Annotated in this window: 11 protein-coding genes; 8 read left to right on the top strand and 3 right to left on the bottom strand. The window is 66.8% G+C overall.

Annotated elements, in window-relative coordinates; all coding sequences use genetic code 11:
• The first annotated feature begins 95 nt into the window (after positions 1–95).
• Both Pla108_RS05145 and Pla108_RS05140 read left to right on the top strand, forming a co-directional pair.
• The gene (locus tag Pla108_RS05145) at positions 96–2,201 is read left to right on the top strand and encodes a DCC1-like thiol-disulfide oxidoreductase family protein (protein WP_146443664.1); all 2,106 of its coding nucleotides are present in this window, start codon (positions 96–98) and stop codon (positions 2,199–2,201) included.
• Between the two features lie 63 nt (positions 2,202–2,264).
• A complete protein-coding gene (locus Pla108_RS05140; protein ID WP_146443662.1) occupies positions 2,265–2,603 on the top strand; it encodes a hypothetical protein in 339 nt (112 codons plus the stop codon).
• A gap of 13 nt (positions 2,604–2,616) precedes the next feature.
• Here the strand turns inward: Pla108_RS05140 and Pla108_RS05135 are convergent, their stop codons facing one another.
• A complete protein-coding gene (locus Pla108_RS05135; RefSeq protein WP_146443660.1) occupies positions 2,617–4,419 on the bottom strand; it encodes a potassium/proton antiporter in 1,803 nt (600 codons plus the stop codon).
• 233 nt (positions 4,420–4,652) lie between these two features.
• A complete protein-coding gene (locus Pla108_RS05130; protein WP_146443657.1) occupies positions 4,653–6,053 on the bottom strand; it encodes an excinuclease ABC subunit UvrC in 1,401 nt (466 codons plus the stop codon).
• Positions 6,054–6,216: 163 nt separating this feature from the next.
• Here Pla108_RS05130 and Pla108_RS05125 point away from each other — a divergent pair, with 163 nt between their 5' ends.
• The gene (locus Pla108_RS05125) at positions 6,217–6,744 is read left to right on the top strand and encodes an RNA polymerase sigma factor (RefSeq protein WP_197526254.1); all 528 of its coding nucleotides are present in this window, start codon (positions 6,217–6,219) and stop codon (positions 6,742–6,744) included.
• Entirely contained in the window at positions 6,741–9,284 is a 2,544-nt protein-coding gene (locus Pla108_RS05120) for a serine hydrolase (RefSeq protein WP_146443652.1), read from the top strand. Before Pla108_RS05125 ends, Pla108_RS05120 begins: the two co-directional genes overlap by 4 nt.
• Before the next feature lie 152 nt (positions 9,285–9,436).
• Here Pla108_RS05120 and Pla108_RS05115 read toward each other — a convergent pair whose 3' ends face one another.
• On the bottom strand, positions 9,437–10,255 hold the full coding sequence (locus tag Pla108_RS05115; protein WP_146443650.1) for a c-type cytochrome: 819 nt from the start codon (positions 10,253–10,255) through the stop codon (positions 9,437–9,439).
• Positions 10,256–10,450: 195 nt separating this feature from the next.
• Between Pla108_RS05115 and Pla108_RS05110 the strand changes: the two genes are divergently transcribed.
• From Pla108_RS05110 to Pla108_RS05095, 4 genes are all read left to right on the top strand, one after another.
• A complete protein-coding gene (locus Pla108_RS05110; RefSeq protein ID WP_146443647.1) occupies positions 10,451–10,939 on the top strand; it encodes a MarR family winged helix-turn-helix transcriptional regulator in 489 nt (162 codons plus the stop codon).
• 29 nt (positions 10,940–10,968) lie between these two features.
• Entirely contained in the window at positions 10,969–11,562 is a 594-nt protein-coding gene (locus Pla108_RS05105) for a YceI family protein (protein ID WP_146443645.1), read from the top strand.
• A gap of 236 nt (positions 11,563–11,798) precedes the next feature.
• The gene (locus Pla108_RS05100) at positions 11,799–12,776 is read left to right on the top strand and encodes a hypothetical protein (protein WP_146443642.1); all 978 of its coding nucleotides are present in this window, start codon (positions 11,799–11,801) and stop codon (positions 12,774–12,776) included.
• A 49-nt stretch (positions 12,777–12,825) separates the two neighbouring features.
• A complete protein-coding gene (locus Pla108_RS05095) occupies positions 12,826–13,815 on the top strand; it encodes a rhomboid family intramembrane serine protease (RefSeq protein WP_146443640.1) in 990 nt (329 codons plus the stop codon).
• Positions 13,816–13,874: the final 59 nt, after the last annotated feature.

The raw sequence follows: 13,874 nt of genomic DNA, 5'->3' as shown, positions 1-13,874 counted from the left end.
GCAGGGGTGAACCGAGGCGTTCTGTCGCGGTTGTTTCAGGGAGGGCGCGAAATGAATTAGAGTAAGGGTCCCTCGCCCCGACCCCCGCCCCGCCGATGCCCCGCGACCGGTCGCTCTCGACCTTCCAAAAAATCGCCCTCGCGGTCCTTGCGCTGGGTTGGCTCGCCGTTGTCGTCGGCAGCCAGTTCGCCGTTCCGCCGCTCATTGAGTCGGCGTTCGACGGCGAGTCGAGCGATTGGCTCAACACGAAGATCGCCAATCACCGCGCCTACCGCGTCGGCGCCGGACTCGACGGCAGCCGCGAGTGGTACGCCGCCTGGAGCCGGGGTTACGCAACGAAGGCCTCGGCGCTCGCCACGCTGTTCGCCGGCGTCGCCGGCTGCGCCATCGGCCTGCCGAGCGTGCGGCGGCGCTTCAAGCGATTCCTGTTCGCGTCGTCGGCGCCGCTCAACCTCGCCGTCCTGCGGATCGCGGTCTTCGGCATGCTGCTCTACCTGTTGCGCACCGAGCTGATCGAAACGTACGCCGCTTGGCCGCGGGAGATGTACCAGTTCCCGTTGATCGCCGGCTGGTTTTACCAGTTCTTACCGATCACGCCCGAGGTAGTGACGCCGCTCTTGACGATCGCCACCGTGACCACGGTCCTGGCGGTCTTCGGCGTGCTGACGCGTGCGACGACGGTTGTCAGCGTGCTGCTCGGCGTCTACCTGATCGGCATCCCGCAGCTGTCGGGGAAGGTCAACCACCTGCACCACCTCCTGTTGATCGGCGCGGTGCTGGCCTGTTCGCAGTGCGGCGACGCGTTGTCGATCGACGCCATCGTACGCGCCTTCCGGGGAGCCGACCGCGGCGTCGTCGCCCCGCCCCATCGGGCGGTGCGGTACGGCCTGCCGATCCGCCTGGCAATGCTGGTGCTGGCGACGGTCTACTTCTTCCCCGGCTTCTGGAAGGTCGCCTCGAACGGCCCGCAGTGGGTCTTCAGCAACAACCTCGAGAACCACATGCTGCAGAAGTGGTTCGAGCTGGAGACCTACACGCCGCCGATCCCGCTGCACAAGGCGCCCTTCTCCGGCGTCGGCGGGGCGCTGTTCGCGGTCGTCTTCGAACTCGGTCTGCCGATCGCGCTGCTCTGGAAGCGTTCGCGCGCCGTCTGGGCCATGATGGGGCTGACGTTCCACAACCTCACCAACCTGTTGATGAACATCAGCTTCATTACCCTCCAGGTGATGTACGTGATGTTCGTCGATTGGCAACGGTTATTGCGCTGGGTCGGCCGCCGGCTGCTGGGCGAACCGATACGCGTCCTCTACGACGGCAACTGTGGCCTGTGTCGGCGGACCATGGCGGTGCTCGGCGTCTTCGACTGGCTCCAACAGCTCAAGCCGGTCAACGCGCTGCAGCGGTCGGCCGTCGAAGACGACGGGCTCGGCTTCCTGGAAGACGCGGCTCTGATGCAAGACATGCACGCGGCGTGGAGGGTAGAGGGACGAGGGGCGGGGGACGGGGGAGCCGCTGAATGGGGGACGGCGAAAGGTTTCGACGCCTATCAGAAAATCGCTTGGCGGGTCCCGCTGCTGTGGCTGACGCTGCCGGTGATCTACTTGCCGCCGGTCGCCGCGATGGGCTGGAAGGTCTACCGCCGCGTCGCCGACAGCCGCGCGTGCCGCGTGCCAACGGCTACGAAGGGCGCCGGCCAGGTGTCGCCGCAACGCCGCTGGTCGTGGAAGCCGCTCGCCGTGGTCGCCGGCACGATCCTGCTGGGCCAATGCGTCCTCGGCGCCGGCCGGCTACACAAGTCGTGGCCGCTCGCCTGCTACCCGCTGTTCGACCAGATCGAAGGGCGTTCGGTCGTCTGGCCCGAGTTCGAGGCGGTCACCATCGATGGCGAGCGGTTGCCGCTCGACGACGACCCGGTGCGTGAAATGCTCGGTTCGGCCCGCTACGTCGCGCCGATGAAGTCGCTGATCGAAATCCCCGTCGACGAAGCCCGCGCCACCGAGGTGCTCGCGCGCTTCGTCGAGGCGTGGCGCGACGCCGGCGAATTGCCCACGGATGAGTCGACAATCGAGCGGATTGTCGTCTCTCGGGCGCGTTATGAACTAGTCGGTCCCGAGCGGCCCGCCGAGCCGGCGGAACGCGAGCCTGGCTTTGAGGCGCCGTGGACCGCTATCCAGGCCGCCGCCGAGAAATCGGCTCACTAAGCGGCAAGATTCCACCACCCCCAGCGAACTACCGGCGTCACAAAACCCGCCCGAAGGTCGCCGATGAAAACGCCCGCTTGGCTGCTCCCCAACCTGCGGCTCTACGGCCTGCCTTTAGTTGGATTAGCGCTCTTCGCGTTGGTCGTCTGGCGGCAATGGCCGTTGGACCAACTGGTCGCTGACGGGGGAATGATCGCCTGGGCGCTCGTTGGTCTGGCGTGTGTCGTCGGCCCGAATGAGTTCGTGTCGTGGTACACGCTCGGCGGCCAAGGCTACTCGCACATGACGCATAACGAGGCCCAGACCTTCGAGGACGCCGACGCGGTGCGGCTCATCGGCTTTGTAATCCTGCTCGACGCGCTGTTGGGCGTTGGCCGGTGGCTCGTCTGGACGTGGTGGTGAGCCGTCGCGTGTCTCACGCCACCGGGCCGGGACCGGGCTTGGCGTCCTTCGACGGGGGTTTCTTCTTCCCGACAGGACGGCTCGCCGGCGGTTCGGTGACCACCGACATCGCGATGATCTCGACCACGCCGCCGTCGCCGACGCGATCGACGCGGAGCGTCACCGTCCCGTAACAAACCGAGTCGCCGAGCTCGGCGTAACGGCCGAAATGCTGGCTGATCGCTTCGACCAGCGTCCTGTCGCTGGGACCCTCTAGCGGCAATTGATAGAGCTCGATCAGTTCGCCCACGGTGGTTGCGGCGCGGAGGGGGAACTCAAAGGAAGGTGTCAGGGCGCCATCGGAGTCGCCCGCGGGGGCGAACACCCGATTCACCAGCGTCCGCATGCGGGGACGCAGCACGAGGATCACGTGGTCGCCCGCCTCGACGCGGGTGGCGCCCTGGGGCGGGATGATCTGCGTCCCGCGGGCGATCATCGCAATCACCGCCCCCTCGGGGAGACCGAGGTTCTTGACCTTGCGGCCCGCGGCGCGCGAGTCGGCGCTGACGGCGTAGTCGACCACCTCCCCTTCGACATGCTTCAAAGAGCTGATCTCAAGCGTCACTGGGGCGACCGGGGCGGGCGGATGCTCGAGCCCCAGCCACCGCGCCGCCGGCGTGAGCCCGGCGCCCTGCACGACGGCCGACACGACGACGATGAAGAACACCACATCGAACAGCACCGCCGCTTGGAGCGCGTGGTCGGGCGTCGCGAACATCAGCGGGAAGGTCGCCAGTGTAATCGGCACCGCCCCCTTCAGCCCGACCCACGAGATGAACACCGTCTCTCGCCAAGAGAACTTGAACGGCAACGTTGAGACGACCACCGCCAGCGGCCGGGCCACGAGGATCAGCACAGCGGATAGCAGCAGCGCCTTGCCCGAGACGGCCCATAGACGGCTCGGGAAGCAGAGCAGCCCCAGCACCACGAACATCACGATTTGCGAAAGCCAAGCGAGCGAATCGTGGTAGGCCCGCACGCCCCGTTTGAAGACCAGCGGTCGGTTCCCGATCACCAAGCCGGCCAGGTAGACGGCCAAGTAGCCGCTCCCCCCCAGGTGCGTCGCCATGCCGAACGTCAAGAAGCACGACGCCGTGACCAGCACCGGGTACATCCCTGACGCGTCGAGCTCGATGCGGTCCACCACCCAGGCGGCGACATAGCCCCCGATGAGCCCGCAGAGCGTGCCGATCGCCATCTGAGCGACGAACAGCCCCAGCAAACCGACGCCGGGAGACATACGGCCAAGCAACAATTCGATGCAGCCGATCGTCAGGAAGATCGCCATCGGGTCGTTGGACGCGCTCTCGAGCTCGAGCACCGACGTCAGCCGGCGCGACAGGTTCACGCCGCCCGACCGCAGGACCGAGAAGACGGCCGCCGCGTCGGTCGAGCCAACGATGCTCCCCAGCAACAGCCCCTGCAGGGGCGACACGCCGAGGACCCACATCGCCGCCACCCCGACGACGACCGACGTGATCAGCACGCCGACCGTTGCTAGCATGGCGGCCGGCTTCCACGCCAGCCGGACCGACGACATCGACGTGCTCAACCCGCCGTCGAAGAGGATCAGCGCTAGGGCGACCGTGCCGATCGCGTGGGCGAGCCGGTAGTTCTCGAACTCGATCCCGCCGATCCCTTCGGAGCCGGCCAGCATGCCGATCATCAGGAACAGCACCAGGACCGGCACCCCCAGCCGCGACGAGACCTTGCTCGAGACAATGCCAAGGAGCAGCAGAACGCCCGTCGCGAGGATCAGCGTGTCGATCAGAAACATCGCGGGCGACGCAGGCGGGACCAGTATCGGGGTGGGACGCCAAGTCTAGCCCACCCCGACGCCGCTGGCGAACGTCACTCAATTGTGGGAGGGGTCTCCAGACGCCGATTACGCGCACCATGCCGGTTCGGTGTGGATGCCGTAATCGGGGTCTGGAGACCCCTCCCACAATGGAACTAAAGTGAGCCGTCGGCGCTAGCCGCGGGTAGCCTCCGCAATCGACTCCGCCCCACTCAGTCGCCCAGCGTCCGCTTGCGCCGCAGCAGGTGATGGTAATGCTGGGCGAAGCGGTGCGACTCGTCGCGGACGTACTGCAGCAGCCGCAGCGCGAAGGCGTGGCGGCTCAGACGGATCGGCTCCGACTCGCCGGGGCGATAGATCAGCTCTTCCTTCTTGGCGAGCGAGATCACCGTCGGCGGCGTGATGCCGAGCGACTCGAACGCCTCCATGCCGTGCGAGAGCTGTCCCTTGCCGCCGTCGATCAACAAAATGTCGGGGAACGCCTCGCCCGCTTTCTCGAGCCGGCCGAACCGGCGGGCCACCACCTCGCGGATGCTGGCGAAGTCATCGATTCCTTTCACGTCGCGGATCCGGTAGCGGCGGTAGCCCGGCTTGAACGGCAGACCGTCGATGAACTGGACGAGCGACGCCACGGTCTCGTTGCCGCCCAGGTGAGCGATGTCGACCCCCTCAATGACGCGCGGCATTTCCGGCAGCTTCAACACCTTCTGGAGGCCGGCGAGGCCCTTCTTCGGGTCGACGTAAAAGACCTCGGGCTGGACGTCCTCTTCGAGCTCGCCGCGCTCGTCGAGCCGCTGGAGCAGCTGGATCTCGTCACGCAGCCTCGCCGCCTTCTCGAAGCGTAGCGACTTGGAGGCCTCCTCCATCTCGGCGTTCAGTTCCTTGAGCAGACGCGTCCGGCCCCCTTCAAGAAAGGTCTTCAGCCGAGCGATGTCCTTGCGGTAGTCTTCCTTCGAGACCCGCAGGTTGCACGGCGCGGTGCACTGGTCGATCGACGCCAGCAGGCAGGGCCGGAACCACCGCCAACGCTCGTCCCCCTCGTCGATGTCGAGCGAGCAGGTGCGGAACTTAAAAATCTTCTGCAGCACCTGCAGCGCGCCACGGAGGGCGTACACATTCGTGAACGGCCCGTAAAGCTTGGCGGCCGACGCCTTTGGCTCGCGCGTGATCTCGACCCGCGGAAAGTCTTCGTGCGTCGTGATCTGCAAGTACGGGAACGACTTGTCGTCGCGGAGGTCGCGGTTGAACTTGGGCTGGATGTCCTTGACGAGGCGCGACTCCATCAGCAGGGCGTCGACCTCGCTCTCCGCGTCGAGGAAGTCGATGTCGTACGCCTCGGCGACGAGCTGGGCGGTCCGCTTGTCCTCGGCCGCCGCTTTCAAAAAGTAGCTGCCGGCCCGGGCGCGGAGGTTCTTCGCCTTGCCGACGTAAAGGACGCGTCCCTTCTGGTCCTGGAACAGATAGACGCCCGGCGTCGCGGGGAACTTGGCCCGCACCTTCTCGGCGGCCCGGGCGAAGAACTCGGGCTGCGTTTTTGGCAAGGCCTGCGCAGCGGCGCCGTCGTCCCCGTCGGGGGTCGTTTCGATCGTCACGCCGTCGCCTTCGTCCGCCATAGGGGAAGCGTAGGATCAGCGGGCGCGGGAGAGAAGGGCGGCGAGCCCGACCCCGCTCGTTCAGAAATCGGGCGGCGGCTGTAACAATCGGGCCGCCCGCGCAACCAAGATGGGTAGACGACGCAACGAACGGCCCGACGGCCGAGACCCGCAAGGCCGGCGGATGCCCCCACCCCAACAACCCAAGCCCGACCCGTCGGCTCGCTTCGGCGAGCTGCTCGGCAAGAGCCATTCCCGCTGGATCGGGATCGCGCGGGCGTACGCGGCGCCAGCAGACCGCGACGACTTGCTGCAAGAAATCGCGCTGCAGGTCTGGAAGAGTCTCGAGGGATTCGCAGGCGCGTCGAGCCTCGAAACGTGGGCTTACCGAGTCGCTCTAAACACGGCGTTGGCGTGGCGGCGCAAGTCGGCCACGCGGGCCACGAAGATTAGCCAAGCCCACTACGACGTCGCCCAGCTCGCCGGCAGCGACGCTGAGGGCGACGAGACCAACGTCACAGCCGTGCTCGACCGGTTCCTGGCGTCGCTGAACGACGCCGACCGGGCGGTGATGCTGCTCCACCTGGACGGCGTCGCCCAGGCCGACGCGGCCGAGGTGCTCGGCGTCGCGGCGGGCGCGTACCGCACCCGGCTGCACCGGATCCGCCAACGGTTTGAAGAAGACTTCTGCCAAGGGGAGGGCGAGCGATGAACTTCGATCAGCTTGGTCCCTCGTGGCGCACCGAGAACGAAGCCGTGGTCAGCGCTGCTCCCACCGAGGAGAAGCGGCTCGAGCGGTACGTCACTACCACAAGGGCGACCGAACGCTTTTGGTCCAAGATCCTGCGTCGCGATCTGATCGAGACGGCGGCCTGTTTGTTCGTCATCTACTCGTTCGGCCGGTCGCTGCTGGGCGCCTTCGATGGGTTCGCACTGCCCCGCGTGGCGGCGACGGGCATGGTGGTCAACATCGCCGCGGCGGTCTTCGTGATGTGGCGGCTGTACCGGACTCGCACCAGCACGCCGGCGCCGCGGCTCGACGTGCCGATGCGGGAGTACTGCGAGAACGAGATCAAACGGGTCGACAAGCAGATCGCGATGCTGCGGTCGGTGCACGTCTGGTACCTGGCGCCGTTCTATCTTGGCGTCACGCTGTTTTTCTTCGCGATCGACGGGCTTTGCACCGAGTTCGTGGGCATCACGTTCCTCGTGACGGTGATGTACGCGTTCATCTTTGCGTTGAATCGCTCCGTGGCATCGACCTCCATGACCGACCTGCGGAACGATCTCGTTGCCCTGCGTGATTCGTTGACCACGGAGTCGGCCCCGGGGCGTGCGGCTGCCGATCCGCCCGACCGCACGAAGGAAACCTGGCGTTTCGTGATCTCTTGGATACTGATCCTGTTGGCTAGCGTCGCCGGCATGGCCCTGTTTGGCTGGATCGTTGATGTCGAGTACCCGAAGCGGTCGCCGTTCGACGGGATCCGTTGGCGCGAGGAGACCCCCGAGGTGCGGCTCGAAGACGACTGGTACGAGCTTGTCTCGATCGACAGCGTGGCCACCGCTGACATTCTTTCGTTCTGCAAGTGGAACTACTTCGCAAAGTGGCGGATGCGTTTCGAGGAAGACCTCGTCGAGGTGCTGACGCAGATGGGCCACGAGCCGGGCGACACGGTCCGCCTCGTGGTGTCGCCGCTCGATTCGGACGACGAGCTGGTGCTCAACGAAATGCCGATGAGCGAAGCGAAACGTTGGGCGATTAAGGCCGCCGCCATGTCTCGCGGGAGGGAGGAGCCCCCCGCCAACGAGAATGACCCCAATCGCCGCCAAGATCCTTCGGCCGCCGCCGAACCAAGTAGACTCCCAACTCAACCCGGAGATGAAACGATGCGAACGACTGCCACGCTGCTATCCGGACTCTTGTTAACCAACGCTGCGGTCGCCGTGACGCCCGAGCAGATCGACCGCCTCGCCAAGCCCTACGTCGACAGCGAGACGGTCGTCGGCATGACGGTCGGCGTCTTGCAGGGCGACGAGGCCACCGTCCGGGGTTACGGCCATTTTTCGGAGTCCGACAGCCGCGTCCCCGACGGCGCAACGATCTACGAGATCGGCTCGGTCTCCAAGGTCTTCACCGGCTTGCTGTTGGCCGACGCGATCGCCATGGGGCGGGTCTCTCCGGTCACGCCCGTCGATGAGTTGCTGCCCGCCAGCATCAAGATGCCGCGCCGGGAGAAGACGCTGCCGATCCGGCTGTGGCACCTCGCGACGCACACGTCGGGCTTGCCGCGTCTGCCGACCAACCTCGAGCCGAGCGACCCCAACAACCCGTACGCCGACTACGACGGCAAACGCCTCGCGGCGTTCCTCCGAGAGTACCAACCGCTGAAGCGCCCGGGCGAGAAGATGGCGTACTCGAACTTCGGCGCCGGCCTGCTGGGCGAGCTGCTCGCGCAAGAGCAGGAGACCACTTACGAGTCGCTCCTGGAGTCCCGCGTCGCCGAGCCGCTGGGGCTCGCCGACACGACGATCCAGCTCACCGACGACCAGAAGGCCCGCCTGGCGCCTCCGCACTTGGTTGGCGGAGCGCCCGGCCACAACTGGGACCTGGGCAAGCTGGCTGGCGCCGGGGCGATCCGCAGCACCGTCGACGACCTGATGAAATTCGCCGCCGCCCAGCTCGACCCGCCCGAGGGGAAGCTCGGCCAAGCGATCGATTTCGCGTGGATGATCCACCAGAAGCCGATCGCCGACACCGACTTCGCCATGGGCTTCGGCTGGCACGTCGCCCGCGACGGGTCGACTCGTTGGCACAACGGAGAGACTGGCGGCTACCACAGCGCGGTCTTCGTTAGCCGCGACCTCAACGCCGCCGTGGTCGTGTTAACCAACACGGCGACCGGCGAGATCGATCAGCTCGCCGAACAGATTATCCAATCCGCCGCCGGAATGCCGGTCGAACCGCGGGTCTTCCCTGAAAAGGCCGAAGTGGCGCCCGAGGTGATGCAGCGTTACGTCGGCAAGTACGCGATCACGCCGGCCTTTGTCCTCACCGTCTCGATCGAAGGCGGAAAGCTCATGGTGGGGGCGACCGGTCAGTCGACGTACCCGCTCGCCCCCGAGAGCGAGACCCTGTGGCGCCACCAAGCGGTCGACGCCAAGCTCGAGTTCCATGTCGACAAGGCGGGCAACTGCAGCTCGGTCGACCTGCTCCAGAACGGGATGCGGCAGAAGGCGAAGCGGATCGATTAATGCTGACACGCGCGAAAGATAAGCGCGTGGTTCGTCGCTCGTTGGAGTTGCGTCGAACACCCGGCGTCATCCCAACGGGCGCTGCCCGAGGCTAGCGCCGGCGGCTCAAAGAAGCGGCCGCCACTTGAGCCGCCGGCGCTAGCCTCGGGCCTTCAATCCACAACGTCCGCCTCCGGCAACGGCCCCAAATGCTCCTCCAGCACGAACCCCGGCCGGTCGTGCGAGTTCACATAGGCCGCGATGTCGAGCGCCTCGCGGTCGGTTAGCGTCGGGTCGTCGAGCGGCATCGCGACGCGGAGCCATGACGCGAGCTTCGCGTTCTGGCTGAGGCCGGCGCCGCGGTTGTACGAACGCTCGCCCCACACCGGCGGGCCGTCGTCCGAGCCCGCGCCGTCCTCGGCGTGACAGTACGCGCAGTGCGTCTCGTAGAGGTCGGCGCCGCGGGTGGGGTCGGCCGGTTGGGGATCGATCTGGAGCGGCTTCACCGCGTTGGGGCCGAGCGGCCGGTTGGGGTTCATCTTGATCGGCGCCCCCTCGGACAGCCACGTGATGTAGGCGCTGATGGCGACCGACGCCTCGCCACCGTTGGGGGGACGGACGCCGTTCTCACTCCGCATGAAGCAGTTGAGCACCCGGTCTTCGAGCGTGATGACCCGCCCTTCGCGCGGCGACCAAGCCGGGTAGGCGGCTGCCACGCCGACGAAGGTCGCCGCCTCGGGGTGGGTCCCGTCGTCGAGATGGCACGACGTGCAGTTGAGGGCCGCCCCGACGTAGGCCGCCGTCAGCGGGTGGCGGCTCGTGTTGTGGACCAGCTCGCGGCCCAGCTCGATCGCGGCCCCCAAACCGCCCGGGGGGAGCGACGAGGTAGAACGAATGACGTCCTCCTGGGGAGATTCGCCGACCGCCATCGTGGTGAGCGCGACAGCCGCAATGATCGTCGCTGGAAGGTATCGGCAAACCATGCGTTTCATCGGCTCATTCAAAGAGATCGGTCGCTAGCTCGTCTGTCAGAGACGTATTGTACCGGTTCAACGAGCGGCGAACCGTGAGCCAGATTACCGGCGGCGTTTCCCTGCTTCCCACGCGGCTCTTGTAGTGGGGTTGCCGAATTTTGACTAAGTAGATATTTGTTGAAACACCATTTGTCCCAACGACGTACCGTCACCATGACCCCTCTCGCCGAAGAACTTGGCAAACGCGACCCGTTCGACCTCCCCGAGCAGGAGGCGATGCTCAACATAGCGCGGACGATGGCGCGCCTTTCCGAGCCGTTCGACCAGCTCTTCAAGTCGTACGGCGTTAGCGGGCCGCTCTTCAACATCCTAAGGATCCTCCGCGGCACGGGGGGCGATGGGGTCCCCTCCGGCGAGATCGGCCCCCAGATGGTGACGCCGGCGCCCGACGTGACGCGGTTGGTGGATCGGCTCGAGAAGCTCGGGCTCGCCGCCCGTCAACGGAGCGACGCCGACCGCCGGGTCGTGCTGGTGAAGCTGGCGCCCAAGGGGCGTCGGCTGTTGACGAAGCTCGACCCCCAGGTGCGGCAGCTGCACCGCGACACGCTCGGCCACCTCTCGGCGACCGAGCTGCGTTCGATCAACAAGCTGATGGTCCGGGCCCGCGGTGCGACGCCCGGCGCAAACAACGATTCTGCTTAATCCCCCGTTTCATTGAGAGAGGAGAGACAATGCGTGCTAACCCGCTCACGATCGCCGCAGCGGCGGTCTTTGCCGTTGGCCAACTGGCCACGCCGTCCGCTCGTGCCGAGTCGTTCGGCATCGACCCGGCGCACACGTCGGCCGTCTTTAGCATCAGCCACCTCGGCTACAGCTACACCTACGGGATGTTCCGCGAGGCGTCGGGCACGGTTGAGTTCGACAAGGACGACCCGGCCGTCTGCCAGTTCCAGTTCGCCATCAACGCGGCGAGCCTCGACACGATGAACGAGAAGCGGGACGAGCACCTCCGCGGCGCCGACTTCTTCAACGTCAAACAGTTCCCGCAGATCACCTTCGAGAGCAGCTCGGTCGAGAAGACAACGGGCGCCGACGGCAAAGCGATCTACAACGTCACCGGCACGCTGACGATGCACGGCGAATCGCGTGAAGTGACCTTGCCGATGGAGTACCTGGGCGAAGGGTCGTCGCCGTTCAACGACTACCGCGTTGGGTTCTTGTGCCAGACAACGCTGAAGCGGTCCGACTTCGGCATGGAGTTCATGGTCGGCCCAATCGGCGACAACGTCGGCGTGACGGTCAGCTTCGAGGCGGTCCGCAAGTGACCAGCCACAAGCAACCAACCCGTTGCGGGGGCTGCTAACGGTGGGAACTGCTCAGTTAGTTGTCAGAGGGGTCTCCCGGCCCAGTTGTGGGAGGGGTCTCCCGACCCCGACTACGCGCACCATGCCGCTACGGCCAAGAAACCGTCATCGGGGTCTGGAGACCCCTCCCACATTTCTTTGTTGTTCCCCCTCCCCCATTTTTTTGTTCGATCGCACAAGCATCGGAGACATTTGCGATGTTAGGACCGGCCGACATCTTGCTCGGAGGCGTTCTCCCCGGCGCCGTTGCGCTCGTCGTCCGCCAAGGGCTGCTCCGCGCCGGGGTTAGCGACCGGGTTGTTTGGCCGCTCGCGGTCGGGGTCGCCTTTGTCGCGGGCCAAGCCGCGTTGGCGGCCCAACCCGGGGCGACGGGGGGAGAGGGATTCTCCGCCGCTTTCGCGGGTTGGGCGTCGGCGCTGCCGCGGGCGACGGCGTCGTTTGCCTGGCCGCGGGAGTCGAGCCAATGGCTGCCGGCGGCGACCGCCGGGGCCGCGGTTATCTCGCTATTCATCACGGCCGGTGGCTATGGCCGCCCCGTCGGGGCCGCCTTAGGGGTCGCCCTCGCGGTCGGCTTGCCGCTGCGATTGCTGTGGGGGAGCGTCTACCTGACGAGCGAGTGGAGCGGCGGCGAAGCAGCGGCGTGGAGCACCGGCCTCGCGGCGACCTTGCTAGCGGTCGGCTGGTTACTGTCACGCCCGCAATCCGAAGCGTCGGCTGCGAGCGACTGGCTGCGGGCGGCGCTAACGGCGGCGGCGGCCCTCGGCCTAGCGATCGTTCTGGCGACCTCGGGATCGCTTTCTTACGCCCGGCTGGCGGGCATCGTGGTGGCGGCGATCGTCGGCGCCCAGCTCGGCGGCGTCGGCGTGGCGGCGGACCGGCGGCGCGGCGTTGAAACGGCCGGGCCGGTGCTGGCGTCGCTCGCCGGCGGCCTATTGCTGCTGGGCTACTTTTTCGCCGAAGTGACCGCCGTCAACACGCTGCTGCTGGCCGGCGCGCTCGCGGCGACGGGGCTGCCCCTCCCGAAGCGTCTCGCCACCGGCTGGCGGCCGATCGCCCTGCGGGGAGCGGTCTGCCTGGCGCTGGTGGCGGTCGCTGCCGGCAACGCTGGCTACGCGTTCGCCGAGGCGACGGCTGCCGAGACATCGAACCCCTACGCCAATTGGCCCGCTGAATAGCCGACCGCGGAGCCGCGCTGCCCTTTCCGGCGGCGAGCTTCTACGATACTTGCTGGAGAAGCGCCCCGACGGCGCCGCGCCGCCACCAGGGAAGAGCAAGCATCCGCCGATGGGCATCTACGACCGCGACTACGAACGGAGCTACGACACGGGCAGCGGCTGGCGCGACGGCGGTGGTGGGGGCGTCGGGGGCGGCTTCGCCTCCTGGTCCGCCAACAGCAAGCTGATCGCCGCGATGGTCGGCGTCTTTCTCCTGCAGGTCCTGCTCGAGCGGCCCCTCAACGGCCAACTCACCGACCAGCTATCGCTGCGGGCCGACTGGTGGCGCGAGCCGTGGCGTCTCTACAGCGTCGCGACCTACGCGATGCTGCACAGCACCCAAACGCTTTACCATCTGCTCTTCAACGGGATTGCGCTCTTCTTCTTCGGCCGCGTCATTGAGATGCGGGTCGGCGGGCGTGAGTACCTCGCGTTCTTCTTTGCCGCCGCGATCTTCGCGGGGCTCGCATGGAGCGGCGTCGAGACAATCGCCGCCCAGGGCCGTCCCCAAGCGTTGTTGCTCGGCGCCTCGGGCGGGATCGCCGGAGTCCTCGTGCTCTTTGCCCTGAACTACCCCCATGTGCAGGTTTACCTCATGGGCGTGCTGCCGGTCCCGGCGTGGCTGATGGCGGTCTTGTTCATCGCCCAAGACATGTTCGGCGCCGTCGGTCGATCGGGCAACGTCGCGTACACGGCCCACCTGGGTGGCGCGTTGTTCGGGTTTCTGTACTACCGCTTCGGCTGGCGGGTCAGCAATTGGCTCCCCGGTTGGCTGGGCGGCGGCGCTTCCGCCCCCGCTTCCCTCAAGTCGCTGCTGAAACGCAAGCCGAAGCTCCGGGTCCATCGCGAAGACGACGACGCGCCAGGCGCCGATCCGGCCGAGGGCCGGGTCGATGAGATCCTGCGGAAGATCCAGGCCGAGGGGCAAGCCAGCCTGACCCGCGACGAACAGCGGATCCTTGAGCAGGCGAGCCGGCGTTATCAGCAACGGCGCCGCTGATCCGTTATAATCCGCGTCCGACGGGCGCCCGCCGTGACGCCTCCCGCCCCGCTCCCTCC

Source organism: Botrimarina colliarenosi (assembly GCF_007859955.1).
Taxonomy (GTDB): domain Bacteria; phylum Planctomycetota; class Planctomycetia; order Pirellulales; family Lacipirellulaceae; genus Botrimarina; species Botrimarina colliarenosi.
This window is presented reverse-complemented; position numbering and strand designations above follow the sequence as displayed.

Excerpts from the sequence above, each read along its gene's own strand:
- Pla108_RS05145 (WP_146443664.1), top strand. The coding sequence starts at position 96 with ATGCCCCGCGACCGGTCGCTCTCGACCTTCCAAAAAATCGCCCTCGCG.
- Pla108_RS05140 (WP_146443662.1), top strand. The coding sequence starts at position 2,265 with ATGAAAACGCCCGCTTGGCTGCTCCCCAACCTGCGGCTCTACGGCCTG.
- Pla108_RS05135 (WP_146443660.1), bottom strand. The coding sequence starts at position 4,419 with ATGTTTCTGATCGACACGCTGATCCTCGCGACGGGCGTTCTGCTGCTC.
- Pla108_RS05130 (WP_146443657.1), bottom strand. The coding sequence starts at position 6,053 with ATGGCGGACGAAGGCGACGGCGTGACGATCGAAACGACCCCCGACGGG.
- Pla108_RS05125 (WP_197526254.1), top strand. The coding sequence starts at position 6,217 with ATGCCCCCACCCCAACAACCCAAGCCCGACCCGTCGGCTCGCTTCGGC.
- Pla108_RS05120 (WP_146443652.1), top strand. The coding sequence starts at position 6,741 with ATGAACTTCGATCAGCTTGGTCCCTCGTGGCGCACCGAGAACGAAGCC.
- Pla108_RS05115 (WP_146443650.1), bottom strand. The coding sequence starts at position 10,255 with ATGAAACGCATGGTTTGCCGATACCTTCCAGCGACGATCATTGCGGCT.
- Pla108_RS05110 (WP_146443647.1), top strand. The coding sequence starts at position 10,451 with ATGACCCCTCTCGCCGAAGAACTTGGCAAACGCGACCCGTTCGACCTC.
- Pla108_RS05105 (WP_146443645.1), top strand. The coding sequence starts at position 10,969 with ATGCGTGCTAACCCGCTCACGATCGCCGCAGCGGCGGTCTTTGCCGTT.
- Pla108_RS05100 (WP_146443642.1), top strand. The coding sequence starts at position 11,799 with ATGTTAGGACCGGCCGACATCTTGCTCGGAGGCGTTCTCCCCGGCGCC.